We start from the raw sequence: 21,184 nt of genomic DNA on the forward strand, positions 1-21,184 counted from the left end.
GCCCGAGGGCGCGGGGAGTGGCCTCCGGTGACCCCAGGGGGTGCCTGAAGGGAACAGCATCCACCGGGTCGCCCGGGTTTAGGACCGCTTGTCGGGCGGGCGCTTCACAGCGGACTCGCCCCAGGGGCGCTTGCTCGACCTTCTTGACGGCGTGACGATGGGTGCATGAGCCAGGCTCCCTCGTATGTCCATGGCACCAGTGCCACGCCGCTCCTTGGTGAGACCCTCGGGCAGAACCTGCGAACAACGGTGGAGCGCCATGGGGACCGCGAGGCGCTGGTCGTCGTCTCGCAGGGGTATCGGGCCACGTACCGGGAGTTGTGGGAAACCACCACGCAGGTGGCGAAGGGCCTGCTGGCGATGGGCGTGGAGAAGGGGGACCGCGTGGGCCTCTGGTCTCCCAATCGTTTCGAGTGGGTGGTGACGCAGTATGCGGCGGCGCGCATTGGCGCCATCCTGGTGAACCTCAACCCGGCCTATCGCACGGCGGAGCTGGAGTACTCGCTCAACCAGTCGGGCACCAGTGTGCTGCTGTTGGCGCGGGGTTTCCGCCAGACGGACTACCGGGCGATGCTGGAGGAGGTCCGCCCCCGCTGCCCTCAGCTCCGCGTGGCGCTGGTGCTGGACGACGACTGGCAGCTATTGCTCTCCAACGCGAAGCACGTGAGCGAGCACACGCTGGAGGACCGCGAGGCGTCGCTCCAGTTCGACGACCCCATCAACATCCAGTACACGTCCGGGACGACGGGCTTCCCCAAGGGCGCCACGCTGTCGCACCACAACGTGCTGAACAACGGGTACTTCATCGGCGAGGCGCTGCGCTACGGGCCGGAGGACAGGGTGTGCATCCCCGTGCCCTTCTACCACTGCTTCGGAATGGTGATTGGGAACCTGGCCTGCACGTCGCATGGCTCGACGATGGTGATTCCGGGCGAGGCGTTCGACCCGCTGGCGGTGCTCCAGGCGGTGCAACTGGAGCGCTGCACGTCGCTGTACGGCGTGCCGACGATGTTCATCGCGGAGCTGGACCACCCGCGCTTCGGTGAGTTCGATTTGACGACGCTGCGCACCGGCGTCATGGCGGGTTCACCGTGTCCGGTGGAGGTGATGAAGCAGGTGCAATCGCGGATGAACATGCGCGAGGTGACCATCTGCTACGGGATGACGGAGACGTCTCCGGTGTCCACGCAGAGTTCGCTGGATGACCCGTTCGACAAGCGGGTGTCCACGGTGGGGCGCGTGCATCCGCACCTGGAGGTGAAGGTCATCAACGCGGAGACGGGGGCGGTGGTGCCTCGCGGGGCGGCGGGAGAGCTTTGCACGCGGGGCTACAGCGTCATGCTGGGGTACTGGGCGAACGAGGAGGCCACGGCGAAGGCGGTGGACGCGGCGGGGTGGATGCACACCGGCGACCTGGCGACGATGGACGTGGACGGCTACGTGCGGATTGTCGGTCGCATCAAGGACCTCATCATCCGGGGCGGGGAGAACATCTCTCCGCGCGAGGTGGAGGAGTTCCTGCACACGCACCCGGGCGTCAGCGAGGCGCAGGTCATCGGTGTGCCGAGCGCGAAGTACGGCGAGGAGGTGATGGCCTGGGTGAAGCCGAAACCGGGCGTGACGCTCACGCCCGAGGAGCTGAGGAAGCACTGCACGGGCCGCATCGCCACGTTCAAGGTGCCGCGCTTCTGGAAGCTGGTGGACGCGTTCCCGATGACGGTGACGGGCAAGGTGCAGAAGTTCCGGATGCGGGAGGTCTCCGTGGCCGAGCTGGGCCTGGAGTCGGCCTCGTCCATCAAGACCGCTTGAGGCGGGGGCTCTTGCGCGCGGTCTTCTTGGCGACGGCGCGCTTTTTCGGGGGTGTCGACCTCGTCGAGAGGGACTTCGGCTTCGGCTTGCTCGGGGCCGGGGTCTTCTTCGCGGGGGCCTGTTTCTTTGGCGCTTTCTTCTCGGCAGGGGCCTTCTTCGCTGCCGCGGCGGGCTTCTTCTTCGGAGCCTTCTTCAGCGCGGCCCTCGCCGCCGCGTCGACGGCACGGCGAGCCCAGGGCAGCAGCTCATAGGCGTCATCGCTCGCGTCGGCGGGCGGCGTCCAGTAGCCCAGCGCCACCGTCTTCCCGCCGCCCTCGAAGATGAAGGGGCGGCAGCCGGCGGCCTGGAAGTCGGGCCTGGTGACATCGTCGACCTTCAGGAAGAGCTGTCCGTCTCCAATGAGGCCGAACATCCGCCCTCCGAAGTACAGGCCCCACCCGCCGAACATCCGCCGAGCCTGGACCGGTCCGAGCTTCTCCAGCAACTCCACCACGTACTCCACGAAGCTGTCCGTCCGAGCCACGCTGCTCCTCCTTCACACCACGTCCCGATGAAACGCTGGAGGGATAACATCCCCGCGCGTCTTGTCGTAGGGCATCGAAAGGGGGAGCGTAGCGGAGGTGACGCGCGCTCAGCCGCGCCCGCGTGCAAGCGCCGAGGGCGTGCACCCGAACTCCTGCCGGAACGCGCTGGTGAAGTGACTGTGCGAGGAGAAGCCCACTCCGAGCGCGACGTCCGTGAGGCGGCCTGATGCCTCCTCCAACTCGAACAGCGCGGCGCGCAGCCTCACGCGGGTGAGGTGTCGATGCAGTGTCTCCCCTGTCACCGCGTGAAAGACGCGACTGGCGTGGAAGGGGGATGCGTGGACCTCCGAAGCGAGCGCCTCCAGCGTCAGCCGCTCCGCGAAGCGCGTGGCCACCTGGCGTTGCAACTCCTCCGTGAGTTGACGCCACGCGGGCGTGACGGAGGCTGCTCGCGTCCGCTCGGGCGCGGCGTCCCGCACGAAGCGATGGACCAGGGCCAGCGCGACTTCCTCTCGCGCCAGCGGGTCCGTGTCTCGCAAGAGCTTGAAGTGCAGGCGTGCCACCTCCGCGGAGACCTGGAGGACCTGGGCTCGAACGTGCGGGCCCAGCTCCTCCGCCAGCGCGCCACGCAGGAGCAGCAGCGTGCTGCGCTGTGGCTGCTCCCCGGTCGAGGCCATCCAGTACTCGTCACCCGGAACCTGCAGCGCGGCGGTCGTCGGGTCCACCACGCTCCGTTGCCGACCGAGGGTCCGCACATGCATCCCCGCGCGCAGCAGGTCCAGCTCGACGTAGTGCGCCTGCTCCAGCGTCCGAGCCTGGCGCGCTCCGGGACACGTCCACTCGCCCACGAAGAGTTCGTTTCCCTCGACGAGCGGGCGCATCGGACTGGGGAGGTCCCAGCTCATTCTCTCGCCCGCGCGGTCATGCTCAATGACTCGAGGCGGGAAGCAATTCCGGTGGAATGGGATGCGCCGCGTCTTCCGACTGCCACACCACGCTCGTCACCCACCAGCGCGCGCCGTCGAAGTAGAGCTGGATGTAATTGACGCCCCGCGAGAGCGAGCCTTCTCCGGGGCCTGTCCGCGTCTCGTAGGTCGAAGCCACATGCGCGATGTTGCCGTACCGGCGCGTGACGCGATTGATTTCCCACTCGCGAAACCCGGCGCGGACGAGCGGCTCCGTGGCCTCCACGAAGCCCTGGTGGTCCCAGATGGAGACCTTCTGGCCAATCGACACGAAGTGAATCCATGGGCTGTAGAGCGTCCTGTCGCGTGCCCACTGCCGGGGTGCGTCGGGGGCGAGGTTCACCACTTCGTAGAAGGCCTTCATCACCCCATCGATGGAGGCCACGTCCCCGGGGCGGGCGGGAATCGTCTCCACGGGGATGGAAGGCGGCGCATGGGCGCATGCGGTCAGGGCGAGCAGCAGGCTGAGGAGGGTGGTTCGCATGGACATACCATCGGAGGACCCCCAGGACTGGCGCTATCAGGATCTTGCGCGGACGACCGCGTGTCAGCGGAACGTGGCCACCAGCGGGTTGTGGTCGGACGTGTCGCCCACGTCGATGACCTCCGAGGACAGCAGCCGCTCCACCATGCGCGGTGACGCGAAGACGTAGTCGGTGCGGTAGTCGATGGTGACGCCACCCCGGTTGCGCCGCGCCGTCACCCACTTCGTGGACCCGGCCCGCGTCGGCAGTGTGTCCACCCAGCCGAAGTCCTCCACGTCGTCGATGACGTCGAAGCGCGGCGGGTGTCCGTACTTGTCCGTCCCCGCGCGACGCAGCCTGTCCTCCAGGTCCACCGGGTACGGGTCCCTGCGCGACAGCGAGTTGAGGTCTCCGGCGAGCAGGTACTGCCCGTCCCGGAACTTCGCCGGGTCGATGAGCGAGCGCAGGTAGCGCGCCTCCACGTAGCGGAGCCTCTCGTGGTGCGCGTCGAAGTGCGTGCCGAACAGCGTCACCGGTCCGTTGGCCTCCAGCTCGCACTCGACGATGCAGTGGCCCAGGAAGTGGCGGTCATTGTGGATGCGCAGCGAGCGCAGGGGAGGGCGGCTCACCACCGCGACGTGGTAGCTGCGCCCACTGGGGCGCGAGCGGGACTGACCCAGCACCACGTGCGCGTCGTCCTGCGGCACGTCCAGCGCCTCGGCCACCCGACGCAGGCGCCCGCCGTCTTCCCAGCCCAGGCACTCCTGGAGCACCAGCACGTCCGGTGAGGCCCGGGAGAGGAAGGTGGCGATGTCGTCGAACCGCTCCTCGCCTCCCTGCAACACGTTGAACGTCATCACCTTCAGCGACATGCGACAGCCCTCTCGCCCGTGGGCTCCAGTCACCCGCCCACGCGCGACAGGCTATCGCACCCGCTGCCCCGAGGGCGCTCCTCCACGCCTGCCTGCTCCCCAGGGCTCCGGCATCGCGCGCACGCTCTCCACGATGAACGACTTGAGCTCGCGCGCCGCCGCCGTGAGGTAGCCCTCGCCCCGGTGGACCAGCGCCACCTGTCGCTTCAGGCCGCTCTTCGCCAGCGGCACCACGTCGAAGCCGCGCGCCGCGTGGTCCCTGGCCATCAGCTCCGGCACCAGCGCGATGCCCAGTCCGCGCTCCACCATGCGCCGCATCGCCTCCGCGTTGTCCGTCTCCATCGCGACCTTCGGTGTCACTCCGCGCGCCTCGCACTCCGCCTCCAGCGCGCGCGTGCCGCTCATGCTGGGGATGACCACCCACGTCTCTTCCACCACGTCCCCGAGCGTCACCGGCCGGCTGCTCTTCGTGAGCCGGTGTCCGCGCGGCACCGCCAGCATCAGCACTTCCTCCCAGAGCTTCTGCGACACCAGGTCCGCCCGTCGCACGGGCAGCGACAGGATGGCCAGGTCCAGCGCGCCACGGGCCACGCCTTCCTCCAGCGTCGACGCCATGGCCTCGCTGAGCCGGGGGCGCACCTCCGGAAACCGCTGCGCGAAGGCCGGGATGATGTCCGGTAGCAGGTACGCTCCCACGGTGTGCAGCGTGCCGAGCGACACCGGCCCGCGAGGGGTGTTCGACAGCCGCTCCAGCTCGGAGGTACCCGCCGCCAGGGCATCGAGCGCGCGCCGTGCGTGGGGCAGGAACCGCTCCCCCGCGTCCGTCAGCACGGCGCCCCCGGGCGTGCGAACGAGCAGGCGAGTGCCCAGCGCCGCCTCCAGCGACTGGAGCTGGCGGGACAGCCCGGACTGGGACAGCCCCAACCGTTTGGCGGCCCTGGAGAGGCGGCCTTCCTGGGCCACGCGGAGGAATGCCTGGAGCTGTTCGTGAGTCATGCGGATTCCGCATGGAGTCTATGCGGAAGTTGCGATTTCCGCATGGGGAGCCCCCGGTTACACGTGTGCCATGGATGGAAGCGGCTTGACGGTGGAGCCGGTGTCTTCCGCACGGCCTGGAGCGGCGCGGCGGATGGCCACTGGCGCGGTGCTGCTGGCCCTGGTGGTCAGTGCCTTCGAGGGCACGGTGGTGACCAGCGCCATGCCCACCATCACCCGGGAGCTGGGCGGACAGCACCTCTACTCGTGGGTCTTCTCCGCGTTCCTCTTCGCGTCCACCGTGGGCGTGCTCATCTCCGGGAAGCTGGCGGACCGGCTGGGACGCAAGCCCGTCTTCTTCGCTGGCATGGGGTTGTTTCTCGTGGGCTCCGCGCTGTGCGGGCTCGCCCATTCGGTGGAGGGGCTCATCGCCTTCCGCGTGTTGCAGGGGCTGGGCGCGGGCGCGCTTCAGCCCACCACGCTCACCATCAGCGCGGACCTCTACACGCTGCGCGAGCGCGCCGCGGTTCAGGGGCTCTTCACCGGTGCTTGGGGTGCGGGAAACGCGGTGGGGCCGCTCATCGGTGGATGGCTGGTGATGCACGCCTCGTGGCGCTGGGTGTTCCTGGTCAACGTGCCCGTGGGCCTGTTCGCCGCGCTGCTGCTGTACCTCTCCTATCGAGACCCGCCGCGTCGCACGGACGTGAAGCTGGACCGCTGGGGGCCGGTGCTCGCGGGTTCGTCGGCGGCGATGCTCTTGTTCTCGCTGGAGCCGGGTCACGCGGAGCTGCGCTGGCTGTGCCTGCTGGGCGCGGTGGTGGGGGCCGCGGCGCTGGTGTTCCAGCAGCGTCGGTCGGAGGCGCCGCTCTTGCCGATGGAGTTGGTGAAGGACCGCACCGTGCTCAGCGGAGTGGCGGGAGGCATCGCGGGTGGGGCGTTGCTCTACAGCATGGCCGCGTGGGTGCCGCTGTGGATGACGGAGCAGGGCGGCCAGACGCCCATCGTCGCGGGGCTGACGCTCCTACCGATGTTGCTGGGCTGGTCGGTGGGCTCCACGTTTGGCGTGAAGCTGCTGGTGCGCGGAGGCATGCGCTTGAGCGCGGGCGTGGGCTTCGCGGTGGCCGCGACGGGGGCGGGGCTCCTGGCGCTCACCGCCGCGTATGATTGGGGCACGCTCCCGGCGCTCGTCTCGCTCGCGGTGCTGGGTATGGGATTGGGGCCGGCGGCGAGCACGTCGCTCATCGGACCGCAGTCGCGCGCGCCCTGGCATCACCGGGGCATCGTCACCAGCAGCCTCTATGCGACGCGACTGCTGGGTGGCTCACTGACGGTGGCTGCGCTGGCGCTCGCCCGAGGCCACTTCGCGCTCCAGTTCGCGATTGCTGGTGCGATGGCGGGCACGGTGGCGCTGCTGCTGGCCGTAGTGGCACCCGGCAAGATGACCAGCGAGCCCTGAGTTCACCTGATAGGGCGGTAGAAAATCCTGAGCAGGACGCGCTGGTTCCGCTCAGGCTTCGTCGTCCGGCAGCAGCGCCCGGAGAAGCTCGTCGTCAGGGCCGAGCGGGCGCCAGCTCGCGGGAGGCGGATTCGCTCGGAGCGCGACAATCACCCGTCGAGTGCGCTCCGAATAGGCTTCTGGAGTGGAGCCCGACCAGAGGCCAAGCGCCTTGGCGACCTGGAAGCGGGTCACATCATCAAGTTCGGCTGGCCACCCGTTGGGAAGGCCTGCTGCCAACTCCCGCGCGAGCAAGTCTCGAACGAGTCGTGTGACCTGCTTCCGTCGTTCCGCTTCAGTGCGCAACCCGGTCAACACCTGCACCCCTGCGACGTCATCCTTGCCAAGCTCTTCGGCCAGGGCGTACAGCGGGACAGCAGGACGTGCATCCGCGAAGGCGGTCAGCGAGTCGAAGCCACGCTCGCGGACCCGTTCATAGAGGCGGGCCTTCCAATCCCCCTGCCATGAACGTCCGTCGGTCATCGGCTGCGCCCCTTGGTGAACTTCATCGGAATGTCGTAGAGCCTCATGTTCTCCGCGACGATGCTCAGCACCTCATTGCGCGTCAACTTCTGCCCTGCCGACAACTCCGCATCATTCAGGGTGCGCATGATCCTCCTGTTCCATTCGTCGGGCCATATGCGCCCCAGCTTCCAGTTCCCCCCGCCGTGAATCGCCTCGTGGTGGGCCCGTTCCAGTCGAACACAGAACTGGTCGATGTCCAGGTCACCCTTGAAGCCGCGCTGCTCGAACCACTCGCGATGCTCCTTGGGCATGACGTGGTGCTTCGGAGCCTCGGACATGCCCGCTCCCGCTCTGCCCGTCACCTGCATGCCGCGCACCTCGGGACTGTCCCCCAGCGCGTCGCGCACACCCTTGGGTAGGCCTTGGTGGGCCTGCGCCATCATGACCTGACCGCCGTGGATGCGGACGGCCGCGCTCACTGCCGGAACGGAGATGACGCCCGCCTGCACGAGCCTTCGCATCATCTCCACCCACTCAGCGGAGACGACGATTCGCGAGCCCGCCATGACTCCCCCCGAACTCATCGTGAGGCCCACGCCGAGCGTCGCAGGTGTGGCCGGGGGCAGCCGTGGCAGCGACATCTTCAGCGAGGAGATCAGGGTGACCATCTCCAACACCTGCATGGCCACCAGGACCTTGCCTCCATCCTCTATGGCCGACAGTCCATCCGAACGAAGCGTGTTGAACTCCCGGGGCAATGTCCCCATCAGTTCGGGCATCCCGAGTGCCGCCGCCTCGACACGGTCAGGGTCCTGGGAGGCGAGGTCCGCCAGCGCGGTCTCCATCAAGCCCCGAACGCGGTTGAGGTCCACGAACTGCTTCTCGATGCCGCACATGAAACACTCTCGGAGCAAGGCGTCGGAGAGCTGAAGGAAGTCGCCCCAGGTTGCCAGCAGCAGCGTCCCGAACATCGCGGCCTGGAGCTTGGGCCCCGTCATGCGAAGAATCCCCAGCTCCATGGCCGGATCCCCCACCTCCGAGGCCACTTCCGTCAGTCCGGTCGTACTCTCGAGCGCGCCGCGAATCCACGTCGCCTGCTTGTCGCCATGATGGAGAAAGCGCGTGAACACCTCGCCGTTGATGCTCCGGCCATCGAAGCCAGGCCGACGCGTCGCCATCTTGGACAACGCGGACTCGACTCCTTTCAGCGAGCCCTTCGCCTCGTTGATGGAGTCGAGGAGGGCTTGATGCGTTCGTTCAGCGCTTTGCCTTTCGCCCCCGACGGCGCCCGTGGTTGTGCCAGGTCCCGCGCGCGTCGCGTCAGCTCGTGGAGTCGCGTGTCGCCACTGTCGGGGTGTGTAGCTCAGCGTTTCGCCACGCCCGGGAACCTGCGTCACCGAGGAGCATCCCGCGGTCAGCAACGCCACGACCCAGAGCAGAGCGTCAACGCGCATCGTCCACCCGCAGGCCCATCGAGGCGAAGGCCCCCGGTCGCAACGGGACCTTCAGCGCGGGCAACAGCAGCGTGTCCCTCCCCAAGTCTTGGAAGAATTCGCAGGAGGTCTCGCCATTCGTGAATAGGACAACGCTCCCAGAGGGATGGGGCATGGGCAGGAATCTCCGAGCGCCGCGCGAGAGGGGTTCGCGCAAAGGCAGACTCAAGGTACTGCCAGCCCGTCTGGACTTGAACGACGTGGTGGGTCCAACAACCATGAAACCGAAGCGCAAGAGGGCCACCGAACTGGGGCAGACTCAGTTCAGGGAAAAGAGCCGTGAGCCGGTAGCGCTCGTGCGCGCTGTGCAGCGGCCTCCCCACGGTGTGCCGCGCGCTGCACACCGTGAGCCCGCCCCGCCGCGCAAACGTGCGTGATGCCGTGCGTCAGCGGTTGGCAGGTCCGATGCAATCGGAGCCTCCCCACACGCCACGGGTTGGCGGTGGAGGATTGGCGATGACGGAGATGATGGCGAAGTGGGACGTGAAGGTATTGGGTGGGCTCGGCGGCGCATTGCTGGCCCTGGCCGCGGTGTTCCTCTGGCGGGACCTCCACATGCCCGTGGAGGCGCTCCTCATTCTGGCGGCGGTCGCGACGCTGGCCCTGGGCTTCCTGGCGGTTCCTCGCGGAGGACTGCTGATCTTCCCCATCGCCGTGCTCGCCACCTCCGTGACAGGAGGCCTGTGGTACGCGGCGACGAAGCAACCCTTGTTGCTCGTGGGACTCGCGCTGACGTTCATCGCGTCCGTCGTCATGTTGCCGCGCTCGCTGCGTCGCGGTGACACGCAACTGGAGCGCATCCGTGACGTGCTCGTCTGGTTCGGCCTCACCGCCGCGACCATCGCCACGTCGTGGACCTTCTACTTCCACTTCCTCACCCTGGGCGTCGCGGAGGACCACATCGCGCGTCGGCTCGTGCTCACGCTGGGCTGGCTCGTCATCGGCGTGGTGCTCGTGTTCCTGGGCCGCAAGCGGGGCGCTCCCGTGATTCGCGACGCGGGCTTCTGCTTCGTCGCCATCTCCGTGGGCAAGACGCTCCTCTATGATACCGCCCACCTCGACGGCTCCCTGCGCGTGGCGGGGCTCGCCGCGGCCGGTGCGCTGATGCTCGGCACCGCGTGGCTCTCGGCGCGGTCGACCCCGGCCACTCCCCGGAGCTCGTGACATGGGGCCCCTGCTCTCCTGGATGGGCGCGCTGTGGCTGACGCAGGCGACGCCCGTGGCGTGCTGGTCGCATGAGGACCCGACTCCGGGCTGGAAGCGCGTGGAGCTTCCTGCGTCCGCGCCCCAACTGGCCGCGCCGGCGGACGTGGACCAGTTCCGCTCGGGTGAGCCCGTCCTTGTCCGGGAGGCCAACGTGGGGACGTACTTCGGCGGCCAGCACGTGGGCACGGGCCGCATGGCCTTCCGCTTCCAGGTGCAGCCGGGCACGACGCGCCTGGAGCTGGACTTCCTCGGCTCGTTGCGCGGCGCCAAGGTGGATGCCACCGCCTACGTGGGGCCTCGCCCCCTGCACCTGCTCGACGAGCGACGCATCCCGGGTTCAAGCCTCATGCTGGAGTGGGGCTCGGAGGAGGTGAGCGCGGTGGTGGTGGAGGTCCACTACCACCTGCGCGAGCGGCCCGTGGTGCAGTCCTGGTGGGCGACCCGCCGCGTCTGGCCCGAGCGGGATGCCGCGCTCCCCGGCGAGTTCAAGGCCGCGCGCTCGCTCTATTTCTTCCACCCTGGCGGAGGCCGCGTCCTCACGCTGTGCCAGCAACCGGACCTCATCCCGCGCACGTCCCGCTGGCCCCAGTTGGGACTGCGACTCGTCACCGTCGCGCTCAAGCCGACTCCTTGAGCGCCCAGGGCCACAGCTTCGCCAGCGCGGAGCGCAGCTCGCCCGCGCTGGCGTAGCGGTCCTCGGGTCGCTTCTCCAGGAGCTTCAGCACCACGCGCTCGAACGGCCCGGGCAGGCTCGGGCGCAACGTGGTCGGCGGCACCGGAGCCTGCTGCACGTGCAGGAACATCAACGGCACGGGCTCGGTGTGACGGAAGGGGAGCTGTCCCGTACACAGCTCGTAGGCCACCACGCCCAGCGCGTACAGGTCCGTGGTGGGCGACAGCGGCGGGCTGCCCATCACCTGCTCGGGCGCCATGTACTCCGGCGTTCCGAGCACCGTGCCCTGCGCGGTCGTCCCCACCACATGGGTGCTCTTGGCGAGGCCAAAGTCCATCAGCTTCAGCACGCCCGCACGGGTGATGAAGAGATTGGCGGGCTTCACGTCCCGGTGCAGCACCCCCCGGCCATGCGCGTGCTCCAGCGCGACGGCCGCGTGCGTGAGCCAGCGCAACGTCTCCGCGAGCGTGGGCCGTCGCTCCAGCATCCGCTGGCGCAGGTCCATGCCGTCGAGGAGCTCCACGGTGAGGAAGTGCCGGTCTCCATCCAGGCCCACGTCGAAGACGCGCAGGATGTTCACGTGCTCCAGCGCCCGCGCGTGCTCCACCTCCTGACGGAAGCGCGCCACCGTCGACGGCTCCGCGTGCGGTGTCGCCAGCACCTTGAGCGCCACCCGCTGACCCTGGCGCAGGTCCTCCGCCTCGTACACCGTGGAGCTGCCTCCGGCGCCGAGCCAGCGCTCCACCCGGTAGCGCTCGCCCACGAGCTGTCCTGGCACCAGCCCGCGCACCGTCGCGGCCGGAGCAGGCGCGGGCGTGGGGATGCCTTGCAGCCACGTCCCGTGCGGCGACATGGGCGTCACCGCGCGCAGCGTCTCCGCCAGCGACACGGGAGGCGGGGGCGTCACGGGCGCGGGCGTCGGTGTCCGCGCCACCACCGCCGCGGCTTCCAGGGACATCCCTCCGAGGTACACCACGCCTCCGGAGTCTTCTTCCGTCGAGCCCACCGCGCCTCCCTCGGTGTCCGTTGGCCCCGTGCTCTTCGCTCAGGGGTCCAACAGCGAGATGTGCGACGGCGCTCCCGCGCCTTCGATGTCCAGGTGCGGCGTGGGCAGATTGTACTCGGCGGCGGCGCTGGTGGCCTCCACCATGATGGGCCCCGCGATTTCTGGCGGCTCGCCTTTGCACAACACGTCCACCACGTGCTCCACGGTCCACTTGCCCAGCCGGTTCACGACCAGGCGATTCCCATCGAACGTCGACGTGTCCGACAGGTCCTCGCTGGCCCCGAGCTTCACGTCCACCGAGTCGCCCAGGTAGCCCCGCGCCAGCGCCAGCACGCGGTCCACCACCGAGTTCCACGCCTGGAGATGCGTGCGGTCCTGCGCCTCGTCCATGATGTCCAGACCCACCTGGAGCTTCTCCATGCGCTCCAGGAACTGCTGCACCAGCGGGCCTCGGATGACGCGCCCGTGCTGCGGCGCGATGATCTCCACCGCCGGAGTGAGCTTGCGGATGGTGGCCACCACACGGGCCAGGGCGGCGTTCACCGGCATGTAGATTTGATGGAACGCGCGGATGCCCGACCAGTCGGACTCGTCCGCCCACAGGCCCTTCGCGTTGGCGTCGGTGAGGCCGCCGAACAAGTCACCCGTGAAGAGCACCCGCGTCTGCGGGTCATAGAGCATCACCGCGCCCCGGAAGTGGCAGAAGGGCGAGGGCACCGGCAACAGCTTGTGCCCGGTGGGCACGCTCAGTCCCTGCGCGAACTTCTCCGTGGGGATGAAGCGGTTGCGCGGCAGGTTCTGGTGGACGATGAGCCTCCAGGTGTCCTCCGAGCACAAGAGGCCCGCACGAGGCGCATACCGCGCGGAGATGATGCTCGCGGACGAGCCCACGTCCGGGTCCTGGTGGTTGATGAACAGGGCCGACAGCCGCTCCATGCCACCGATGAGCGACGTCACCTTGGTGTGGATGGTGGAGAAGTCGCTGCTGGAGCCCGGGTCGATGAGGAGGTTGAACTCCGACGCCCGCTGCGTCTTCGTGTCCGTGCCTCGGAACCGTCGGAGGTAGGGGTTGGCGTAGAAGATGTTCCCGGGCTCTCGCTTGCCCACCCAGAACGTCTCGGGGGCAATCTCCACGGGAACGATGCGGAGGTCGTTGCTCAGGCCCGGGGCGGGGAGGTCGCTGCTGCTCATGACGCGGAGGTCCTTCGCGGTGGAGTGAGGTTCCCCGGCCCATAGCAAGGGGTGCGCCGCGGCCCGTGTCCCCTCGGGATGCGTGGCGTGGGCGCTCGTCGCGCGCAAGGTCTGCGCACCGCGGCATGCCCGCGCAGTTCATGCGGGGGGCCGCGAGCCTCGCGGTGCGTCGAGCGCTCGCACGCGAGGTGGGAGCAGGCGGCTTCGAGGTTTTCGCGCGTCCGCTTCCAGCCGCGTGGCACACTGCTGGGGCCGCTCGCACCCACCACCATGCCCGACGCAGCCATTCTCTCCACCTGGGGGCTCCCAGGTCTCTTCCTCGTCGCGATGCTGGCGGGTTCCGTGGTGCCGGTGCCGTCCGAGGCGCTGCTCGCCGCGCTCATCTATGGCGGCACGCCGCCGATGCTGGCCACGGCCGTGGCGACCGTGGGCAACGTGCTGGGCGCGCTGTCGCTCTACGTGCTGGGTCTGTGGGTGGCGCGCGGCGGAGGCGGTCCGCTGGGTCGCTGGTATGCACGGCGGCGCGCCAGCGAGGGCCCGCGGATGCAGAAGGTCGAAGCGCGGCTTCGCACCTGGGGCGCACCCGCGCTGGTGATGTCGTGGGTCCCCATCATCGGCGACGCGTTCGTCATCGCCGGAGGCGTGGTGGGCGTGAAGCCCCTGCCTTTCGTCGTATTCGTCACGCTGGGCAAGGGCCTGCGCTACGTGTTCGTCGCCCTGTCCACCGCCGCATCCCTGTAGGGCGATGCCGCGTCATGTTTCAATCGTGTTTCACGCGCCTTCCTTGCACGACATCCGGATAAGTTGAGGCTGTGGCCTTGGGTGCGGATTGCCTGGACCACCCGTTCAGCAGTCGTTGCCGACCTCAACAGCTCCCGCTCGGGAGCAGGACCGGACTTCGTGCGAAACAACCTCGCCGTATCAACGCGTGTGCTGTCGTCGTGGCGCTACTGGCTCGTGGCGCTCTTCCTGGGACTCGCAGCTTGCGGTGGCGAGGGCGTGGAGCCCACCACTGGGGAGTCCTCGCTCGGTGAGCGCCAGGACTCGCTGGCCAACGTGCGCATCCGGGTGATGGCCGCGAACATCTCCAGTGGCAACGGGCAGGACTACGACCCGGGCCACGGCATCCGCATCTTCCAGGGCACGGACGCCGACATCGTGATGATTCAGGAGTTCAACTACCTGACGGACTCCGCCGCGGACCTCCGGACCTTCGTGAACACCGCGTTCGGCACGGGCTTCTCGTACTACCGCGAGGCCGGCGCGCAGATTCCCAACGGCATCATCAGCCGCTATCCCATCATCGCCTCGGGCGAGTGGGACGACCCGCAGGTCACCAACCGCGACTTCGCCTGGGCGCGCATCGACATCCCGGGACCCAGGGACTTGTGGGCGGTGAGCGTGCACCTGCTGACGTCGAACGCCAGCACGCGCAACACGGAGGCGGCCAGCCTGGTCAGCCGCATCCAGGCCAACATCCCCACGGGGGACTACCTGGTCATCGGCGGCGACTTCAACACCAGCAGCCGCTCCGAGTCGTGCTTCAGCACCTTCTCGCAGGTGGTCTCCACGGCCAGCCCCTACCCGGCGGACCGCAATGGCAACACCAACACCAACGCGGGCCGCAACAGCCCCTATGACCACGTGCTGGTGGACAGTGATTTGCGGCAGTACCAGACGTCGGTCGTCATCGGGAGCAGCTCGTTCGCCAACGGCCTCGTCGTAGACACGCGGGTGTACTCGCCCATCGGCGACCTGTCCCCCGCGCTCGCGGGCGACAGCGGCGCGACCGGCATGCAGCACATGGGCATCATCAAGGACTTCCTCGTTCCCGGGGACTCGGTGGCGTCCAGCGTGACGGTGACGTCGCCCAACGGCGGGGAGAGCTGGACGACGAGCAGCGCGCGGACGATTGCGTGGACGTCGTCGAACGTGACGAACGTGCGGGTGGAGTACACGCTGAACGGCAGCACCTGGACGACGCTGTCGTCGAGCACGCCCGCCTCGGCGGGGAGCCTGTCGTGGATGCTGCCGGCCACCGCGAGCACCACCGCGCGGGTGCGCGTGACGGACACGTCTGACGCCAGCATCACGGACACCAGCAACGCGACGTTCTCGATTACCACGGGCGGCGGTGGCGGCACGGGCACCCTCATCATCAACGAGGTGCTGGTGAACGAGGCCGGCTCCGATGTGAATGGCGAGTTCGTGGAGCTGGTGAACACGGGCACGGCGGCGCTGAGCGTGGCGGGGTGGACGGTGTCCGACTCCGCCAGCGTGCGGCACACGTTCCCCAGCGGCACCTCGGTGTCCGCGGGCGGCGTGCTGGTGGTGTTCGGCGGCGCGGCGGGAATCCCCTCGGGCACGCCGGGTGCGGTGGCCGCGACCACGGGCACGCTGGGCCTGTCGAACAGCGGTGACACCGTGACGGTGAAGAACGCGTCCGGCACGGTGGTGGACACGGCGACGTTGTCTTCCACCATGGCGGGCACCGACGGCGTCTCCGCGAACCGCAGCCCGGACGTGGGCTCGAGCGCGACGTTCGTGCTGCACACCAGCCTGTCCAGCCTGTCGACCTCGCCGGGTCGGCGCGCGAGCGGCGCGTCGTTCTGATGTAACCCTGGCACCGCGCTCCTGGCTCCTGCTTCAGGCGGGAGGCAGGAGCGCGGGTGCCTCAGTGACTTTCGCGGACCGTCGACGTGAGCGCGCCTTCCGGGCTCGAGGTCTTCGTCGACAGTGCAGCGTCTGGACCGCGCCCATCGCTGGGGCCGGGCGTCGTCGGGCTGTCGGGGCCTGGGTGGTTGCGGCCGTAGTCGCGCTCGTGGATGCGGACCAGGGCCAGGAAGAAGGCGACGATGAGCGGGCCCAACAGCAGGCCCACCGTGCCGAACGCCGCCAGGCCGCCGAGCAGCGAGAAGAAGACGATGGCCCCGTGCTGGTGCATGCCGCGCTTGGCGAGCAGCGGCTTGACGATGTTGTCCACCAGGCCCACCACCACTGTGCCCCAGATGGCCAGGAACAGCGCGGCCCAGGGGTGTCCGCTGAAGAACATCAACGCCGCGGCCACCAGCACGACGAGGGCGGCGCCCACGGCGGGGATGAGCGCGAGGAAGAAGGCGACGCCCGCGAAGAACAGGGGCGCGGGAACTCCCGCGAGCAGGAAGCCGATGAGCGCCGCGAAGGCCTGAACGCCCGCGGTGGCCAGCGAGGACAGCAGCACCGCGCCCGACACGCTGCGGAACTCGCGCATGATTTCCAGCGTCTCGCCGCGTCTGAGCGGGGACACGCTCTCTATCCACTGCACCAGCTCTCGCCCATCCGTGAGGAGGAAGAAGAGGGCGATGAGCATCATCACCGTCTGGAAGGCGATGGAGCCCGTGGCCGCCACCGCTCCCGTCACCGCGCGCGCGGCCGTTCCACCCTGGCTGCTCACCTGCTCCTGGATCTTCTCGTCCAGGTGCGCTTCCTCCATGGGCAGCCGCTCCATCAGGCTCTCCACGCCCTTGCGGACCGGCCCCGGCAGCTTCTGCACCAGACCTTCCACGCCCTCCTGTTGCACCGTCTTGGTGACGAACTGCGCACCCGACGACACCTCGGCGACCACGAAGGCCGTGAGCCCTCCCAGGGGCAGCAGCAACGCGAGGACGACCATCGTACAGATGAGCCCGGCGGAGATGTTCTTGCGCCCGCGCAGCTTGCGCGTCAGCCGGCTGTGCAGGCCGTAGAAGGCTCCGGCCAGCACCGCGGCCAGGAAGATGCCCTTGGCGAAGGGCTGGATGACCAGCGCCAACAGCACGATGGACAGCAGGATGAGACCGGTGAAGACGCGCCGGGCGGTCTGCTCGGATGCCATACCCGTGAAGTTAGGGCGGGTTCCCCAGGAGGGAAGGGGGGAGCGGCCCCCATGGCTGCCCGCCCGGTCTCCAGCGGAGAAGACTTGGGCCCGGGCCCCAGGCGGCTAGAGTGCCGCGCCATGCCGGCTTTCGAATCGACTCAGTTCACCGCGTGGCTGCTCCAGGCGCTGTGCTCCGCCTTCCTCGCCATCCTGTTCCTCCAGTCCGGGCTCGACAAGGTCATCGACTGGAAGGGCAACCTGGGTTGGCTCACCGGTCACTTCGCCAAGAGCCCCCTGCGGGGTGTCGTCCCGTTGATGCTCGGTGTCATCACCCTGATGGAGCTGGCCGCGGGCGCGCTCAGCGCCGCCGGACTGGTGGCGCTCATCGCCACGGGCAGCGCGACCCTGGCCTTCTGGGGCGCGCTGGTGTCGGCGGTGTCGCTGGTGGGCCTGTTCTTCGGTCAGCGCATGGCCAAGGACTACGCGGGCGCGGGCGGCCTGGTGCCGTACTTCCTGCTGTCGCTCGCGGCCATCTACTTCACGCGCCTGGGCTGAGGCTTCACAGCACCTTGCGCGGCGGGACGAGCGCGTTGGCGGACAAGAGGCCCGCCACCAGCGCCACGGCCACCATCAGCATGTTGAAGGCCGTGTCGACTCCCGCCACCACGTCCCGCTCCAGCAGCGAGGACAGGCTGCGGAAGCCCACGCTGCCGGGCACGAGCAACATCAGTCCCGGCACGACGATGGTGACGGAGGGCTTGTTCCTCAGTCGTGCCAGCGCGTTGCCGCCGATGCCCAGGAGCAGCGCGCCCACGAAGGCGCCGAGCTGCGGCCCCAGGAACTCCGAGCCCAGCCGCGCGCCGGTGAAGGCGAAGGTGCCCGCGGCGGCAATCCAGCCCCAGTCGCGAGGGCGTGCGCGGAACAGCACACCAATGGCCACGCCCGCCACGGCCAGGGCCGCCGCCTGCGTCCATGCGGGCAGCGCGGCGACCGTCGGCGCGACGGGCGGCGGAAGCAGCTCGGACAGTCGGCTGCCCAGCGCGACGCCGAAGCCGAGCTGGAGGAACACCACCGCCGCGCCCGTGAGTCGCGAGGTGCCGGAGATGAGGTGGCGCGTGGCCAGCTCGTTGAGAGCCACCGTCAGCGTCAGGCCCGGCAAGAGGACGATGAGCCCCGCCAGCGTGGCGACCTGAATCGACAGCGGGCCGATGACGCTCGCGGCGAGCACGGCGAGCGCCGAGGAGAGGATGGCGGCGACTGGCTCCAGCACTCGCGCGGTGGAGGGCTGTCGCTGCGTCACCACGCTCAACAGGCCGATGAGCAGGCTGCTCACCGTCGCCACCGCCATCTCCTTCAGCCCACCGCCGAAGAGTCGAGCGCCAGCCCCGCCGGCCAGTGCCCAGCAGAGGACCTGGAGCACCGGCCCGAAGCGCTGCGGACGCGCGAGGATGGCCTCCACGCGCAGGGCGCCCTCGGCGGGCGTGAGGCGTGCCTGGATGACGTCGTCGGCGAGCACGTCCAGCAGCGTGAGCCGCTCCAGGTCCATGTCCCCGGGCTCCACGCGGATGAGGCTGGTGCGCAGCGCTTCAGGAGGCCCGAAGGACGCGAAGAGGGACGTGGGGGTGGAGAAGAAGCGGCCCTCCAGGCCCAGCCGCTCCGACACGCGCTGCATCAGCCCCTCCAGCCGGTGCGCGGGGGTGCCGTAGCGGTGCAGCGCTTCGGCCAGTCGCAGCGTGAAGGCGACGGAAGGCCCTGGGGGCGGCGGGAAGTGTTGGAGCGAAGCGGCGATTTCGGGAGGGACGGCCACGGCGGCGCAATGGCAGAGGCGCCCGGGTGGAGTCAAATGGCGGTGCCGTGACGTCCGCCTGTCCGCCGCCTCTCCCTCGGGAGAAGGTGCTCGTTGGTTCTCCAAGGTGGACATGGGATGTCGGGGTGACGAAGAGAGGAGGCGAGAGGATGGCGCGAAGGAGCAAGACGCCCCGGTGGCTGGAGGCGGCGCGGCGCAGGGGGCCAGAGGCGTCGTCGGAGGACGGCCGCTCGGACTGGCTGACGCGGGCGCTGGGGCGCGCCGGGGTGCTGTCTCGGGTCGAGGCGGAGGCGGCCATTCGCGCTGGACGGGTGGAGGTGGACGGACGCGTGGAGCTGGAGCCCTTCGCGCCGGTGCGGCCCGGTGGGGTGGTGCGCGTGGATGGACGGGCGTGCTCGCTCGCGGCGTCGACGCGGGTGTTGATGTTCCACAAACCGTCGGGTCCGGTGGTGCATGGCTCGGACCCGGAGGGCGTGGGCACGGTGTTCGAGCGGCTGCGCGCGGTGCTGCCCGAGTCCCTGCGAGGCTTCGAGTGGTACGCGGTGGGGCGCTTGGACCGGGACACCACGGGCCTGTTGTTCTTCACGAACGACGAGCGGTTCGTGCGGCATGGCACGGCGCCCGAGACGCACCTGCCCAAGCGTTATGTCGCGCGCGTGTCGGGCCGGCCCGGGGCGGTGGCGCTCCAGCGGTTGCGAGAGGGCGTGGAGCTGGAGGATGGGCTCACGCGTCCGGCGGAGGCTCGGCTGCGCGAGCCCGACGTGGTGGAGCTGACGCTGACGGAAGGGCGGCACCACCAGGTGAAGCGGATGCTGGCGGCCGTGGGACATCCGGTGCTCGCGCTGCACCGGGAGGCCGTGGGCACCGTGGTGCTGGACGTGGCCGAGAGCACGTGGCGAGCGCTGCGGGACGAGGAAGTCTCCGAGGGGCTGGGCTTTCGTCCGGAGGCGCCCGAGGTGGCCTGAGTGACTACGGCGTGGGGCGCGCGCCGAAGCGTGACAGCAGCGCCTCCAGCACCGCGGGCTCGCGCGGGTTGTTGAAGTGACGGCCACCGGGGACGACGAGGACCTCCGCGCCGAGGCGCTCCTCCCAGAGCTGACGGTTGCGGCGCCAGTCGGAGGTGAACGGGTCTCCATCCGAGAGGACCACGACGCAGTGGCCCAGCGCCGCGCGGACGCGAGCGAAGTCGATGGGCGTGTCGAGCCAGGGCCGCAGCGAGCCCCACGTCTTGTCCACCTCGAACCAGCCCGCGACGAGGACGGCGCCTTCCACGCGGTGTCCCTCGGGCATCGCGGCGAGGTAGCGGAGGATGGTCTGACAGCCCACGCTGTGGCCCAGGAACACCGTGGAAGGTGGCGGCACCGGCCCCAGGGATTGCGTGAGCGCGGACACCCAGCCCTCGATGGTGGGCGCGGCCGGCTCGGGCATGTCGAGCGTGACGATGGAGTCGAAGGGCGCCGGGGGCTGACGCAGTCGTTCCTCGAGCCAGGGATAGAAGTCGGTGTTCGGACGTCCTGCCCAGCGGTGAACGACGACGAGGGAACGGCTCATGGCCGCTCAGTCTGCCTCAACCCTCGCGCGACGCCATGGCCAGGACGTGCTCCCGGATTCGCGCCGCCAGTGACAGGCTGTCGGGGAGGGCGCGGCCCAGCAGGCTCGACACACCAGTGGCCAGCACCGCGGAGTTGGTGAAGACACAGGCCCGAGCTTCGGAGAGTCGCGCGAGCGGGAGCGCGCGTTCCACGACGGGCATGTCGTCGAGGTGTCCCGAGTCCAGGAGCACCTCGCGGATGATGCCGGGCAGGCATGGTGCATCCAGGGGAGGCGTGACGAGCGCGCCGTCCAGGAGCACGAAGAGGTTCGCGGTGGGCAGCTCGCACGCGTGCCCCAGGTCGTTGGCCAGCACGGGGAGCCGCTGCATGAGCGAGTACTGGCGGAAGTACGAGAGGCCCTTGTGGTTCGGCATGGGCTCACCGTGGCGGTAGGCACCGGCCTCCACGGTGTCCACGGCGCGACCTTCGCGCTGGAGTCGCTCGGCGTCCGGCGAGGGAGCCCGGAAGGTGAGCAGGAGCCGACCATCGCTCGCGGTCAGCTTGCCGATGCCGGTGAAGCGCGGACCGAGCGCGGAGTCTGACTCCAGGCATCGACGGAGGACTTCGCGCACGGCGTCGGGGTGGAGCAGCTCGGACGGTGGCGCACGGACGGTTTCGGGGAAGGACGCGACGCTCGCGGCGAGGCGCTTCAGATGCCGGGCGAGAAAGAGCGGGACACCGTCGTCGATGCGGAAGGTGGTGAAGAAGCCCGCGCCGAAGAAGAAGCCCTGCGCGAAGTCGTGCAGGGGCAGGTCTTCCCAGCGCCTCACCTCGCCATTCACCGCCACCGTGGAGAACATGCGTGCGGGCTC

Annotated in this window: 21 protein-coding genes; 8 read left to right on the plus strand and 13 right to left on the minus strand. The window is 69.3% G+C overall.

Annotated elements, in window-relative coordinates; all coding sequences use genetic code 11:
- The first annotated feature begins 165 nt into the window (after positions 1-165).
- Positions 166-1,809 (plus strand): AMP-binding protein, encoded by a 1,644-nt coding sequence (locus tag HR086_RS21635; RefSeq protein WP_174466536.1) that lies wholly within the window; start codon positions 166-168, stop codon positions 1,807-1,809.
- On the opposite strand, the gene HR086_RS21640 is transcribed toward HR086_RS21635, so the two are convergent.
- The 5 genes from HR086_RS21640 to HR086_RS21660 all read right to left on the minus strand — a co-directional run bounded on the left by HR086_RS21640 (position 1,796) and on the right by HR086_RS21660 (position 5,630).
- A complete protein-coding gene (locus tag HR086_RS21640) occupies positions 1,796-2,332 on the minus strand; it encodes a TfoX/Sxy family protein (RefSeq protein ID WP_174462815.1) in 537 nt (178 codons plus the stop codon). The genes HR086_RS21635 and HR086_RS21640 overlap by 14 nt on opposite strands.
- A gap of 108 nt (positions 2,333-2,440) precedes the next feature.
- Positions 2,441-3,238, minus strand: a complete 798-nt coding sequence (locus HR086_RS21645; protein WP_174466537.1) for an AraC family transcriptional regulator — start codon at positions 3,236-3,238, stop codon at positions 2,441-2,443.
- Positions 3,239-3,260: 22 nt separating this feature from the next.
- Positions 3,261-3,782 carry a hypothetical protein gene (locus HR086_RS21650; protein WP_174466538.1) on the minus strand — a complete coding sequence of 174 codons (522 nt, stop codon included), beginning with the start codon at positions 3,780-3,782 and terminating at the stop codon, positions 3,261-3,263.
- Positions 3,783-3,845: 63 nt separating this feature from the next.
- Entirely contained in the window at positions 3,846-4,634 is a 789-nt protein-coding gene (locus tag HR086_RS21655) for an endonuclease/exonuclease/phosphatase family protein (protein ID WP_174466539.1), read from the minus strand.
- Between the two features lie 51 nt (positions 4,635-4,685).
- On the minus strand, positions 4,686-5,630 hold the full coding sequence (locus tag HR086_RS21660) for a LysR family transcriptional regulator (protein ID WP_174456498.1): 945 nt from the start codon (positions 5,628-5,630) through the stop codon (positions 4,686-4,688).
- A gap of 70 nt (positions 5,631-5,700) precedes the next feature.
- Between HR086_RS21660 and HR086_RS21665 the strand changes: the two genes are divergently transcribed.
- On the plus strand, positions 5,701-7,065 hold the full coding sequence (locus tag HR086_RS21665) for an MFS transporter (RefSeq protein WP_174466540.1): 1,365 nt from the start codon (positions 5,701-5,703) through the stop codon (positions 7,063-7,065).
- A 51-nt stretch (positions 7,066-7,116) separates the two neighbouring features.
- On the opposite strand, the gene HR086_RS21670 is transcribed toward HR086_RS21665, so the two are convergent.
- On the minus strand, positions 7,117-7,587 hold the full coding sequence (locus HR086_RS21670) for an NUDIX hydrolase (RefSeq protein WP_174456496.1): 471 nt from the start codon (positions 7,585-7,587) through the stop codon (positions 7,117-7,119).
- On the minus strand, positions 7,584-8,747 hold the full coding sequence (locus HR086_RS21675; RefSeq protein WP_306663360.1) for a DUF2380 domain-containing protein: 1,164 nt from the start codon (positions 8,745-8,747) through the stop codon (positions 7,584-7,586). Before HR086_RS21675 ends, HR086_RS21670 begins: the two co-directional genes overlap by 4 nt.
- Before the next feature lie 771 nt (positions 8,748-9,518).
- Between HR086_RS21675 and HR086_RS21680 the strand changes: the two genes are divergently transcribed.
- Together HR086_RS21680 and HR086_RS21685 are read left to right on the plus strand one after the other, a co-directional pair.
- The gene (locus HR086_RS21680; RefSeq protein ID WP_174466542.1) at positions 9,519-10,226 is read left to right on the plus strand and encodes a DUF2339 domain-containing protein; all 708 of its coding nucleotides are present in this window, start codon (positions 9,519-9,521) and stop codon (positions 10,224-10,226) included.
- 1 nt (position 10,227) lies between these two features.
- Complete coding sequence (locus HR086_RS21685; protein WP_174462809.1) at positions 10,228-10,902, plus strand: hypothetical protein; 675 nt, start codon at positions 10,228-10,230, stop codon at positions 10,900-10,902.
- Here HR086_RS21685 and HR086_RS21690 read toward each other — a convergent pair.
- Both HR086_RS21690 and HR086_RS21695 read right to left on the minus strand, forming a co-directional pair.
- The gene (locus HR086_RS21690; RefSeq protein ID WP_174466543.1) at positions 10,886-11,947 is read right to left on the minus strand and encodes a serine/threonine-protein kinase; all 1,062 of its coding nucleotides are present in this window, start codon (positions 11,945-11,947) and stop codon (positions 10,886-10,888) included. The two genes, HR086_RS21685 and HR086_RS21690, sit on opposite strands and share 17 nt — an antisense overlap.
- Positions 11,948-11,986: 39 nt before the next feature.
- A complete protein-coding gene (locus tag HR086_RS21695) occupies positions 11,987-13,138 on the minus strand; it encodes a hypothetical protein (protein WP_141641590.1) in 1,152 nt (383 codons plus the stop codon).
- Between the two features lie 270 nt (positions 13,139-13,408).
- On the opposite strand from HR086_RS21695, the gene HR086_RS21700 reads away from it, so the two are divergent.
- On the plus strand, positions 13,409-13,879 hold the full coding sequence (locus HR086_RS21700) for a YqaA family protein (protein ID WP_141641589.1): 471 nt from the start codon (positions 13,409-13,411) through the stop codon (positions 13,877-13,879).
- 159 nt (positions 13,880-14,038) lie between these two features.
- A complete protein-coding gene (locus HR086_RS21705) occupies positions 14,039-15,751 on the plus strand; it encodes a lamin tail domain-containing protein (protein WP_373564336.1) in 1,713 nt (570 codons plus the stop codon).
- 61 nt (positions 15,752-15,812) lie between these two features.
- Here HR086_RS21705 and HR086_RS21710 read toward each other — a convergent pair whose 3' ends face one another.
- Complete coding sequence (locus tag HR086_RS21710; RefSeq protein ID WP_174462807.1) at positions 15,813-16,991, minus strand: AI-2E family transporter; 1,179 nt, start codon at positions 16,989-16,991, stop codon at positions 15,813-15,815.
- Positions 16,992-17,111: 120 nt separating this feature from the next.
- Here HR086_RS21710 and HR086_RS21715 point away from each other — a divergent pair, with 120 nt between their 5' ends.
- On the plus strand, positions 17,112-17,528 hold the full coding sequence (locus HR086_RS21715; RefSeq protein ID WP_174466544.1) for a DoxX family protein: 417 nt from the start codon (positions 17,112-17,114) through the stop codon (positions 17,526-17,528).
- A 4-nt stretch (positions 17,529-17,532) separates the two neighbouring features.
- Here the strand turns inward: HR086_RS21715 and HR086_RS21720 are convergent, their stop codons facing one another.
- Positions 17,533-18,780, minus strand: coding sequence for a threonine/serine exporter family protein (locus HR086_RS21720; protein WP_174462805.1), 1,248 nt, complete (start codon positions 18,778-18,780; stop codon positions 17,533-17,535).
- A 149-nt stretch (positions 18,781-18,929) separates the two neighbouring features.
- On the opposite strand from HR086_RS21720, the gene HR086_RS21725 reads away from it, so the two are divergent.
- Positions 18,930-19,745, plus strand: a complete 816-nt coding sequence (locus HR086_RS21725) for a pseudouridine synthase (RefSeq protein WP_174462804.1) — start codon at positions 18,930-18,932, stop codon at positions 19,743-19,745.
- Positions 19,746-19,749: 4 nt separating this feature from the next.
- Here the strand turns inward: HR086_RS21725 and HR086_RS21730 are convergent, their stop codons facing one another.
- Together HR086_RS21730 and HR086_RS21735 are read right to left on the minus strand one after the other, a co-directional pair.
- On the minus strand, positions 19,750-20,331 hold the full coding sequence (locus tag HR086_RS21730) for an alpha/beta hydrolase (protein ID WP_174462803.1): 582 nt from the start codon (positions 20,329-20,331) through the stop codon (positions 19,750-19,752).
- 16 nt (positions 20,332-20,347) lie between these two features.
- Positions 20,348-21,172, minus strand: a complete 825-nt coding sequence (locus HR086_RS21735; protein ID WP_174466545.1) for an aminotransferase class IV — start codon at positions 21,170-21,172, stop codon at positions 20,348-20,350.
- Between the last annotated feature and the right edge of the window lie 12 nt (positions 21,173-21,184).

Source organism: Myxococcus sp. CA039A (assembly GCF_013336645.1).
GTDB classification, from domain to species: Bacteria; Myxococcota; Myxococcia; order Myxococcales; family Myxococcaceae; genus Myxococcus; species Myxococcus llanfairpwllgwyngyllgogerychwyrndrobwllllantysiliogogogochensis.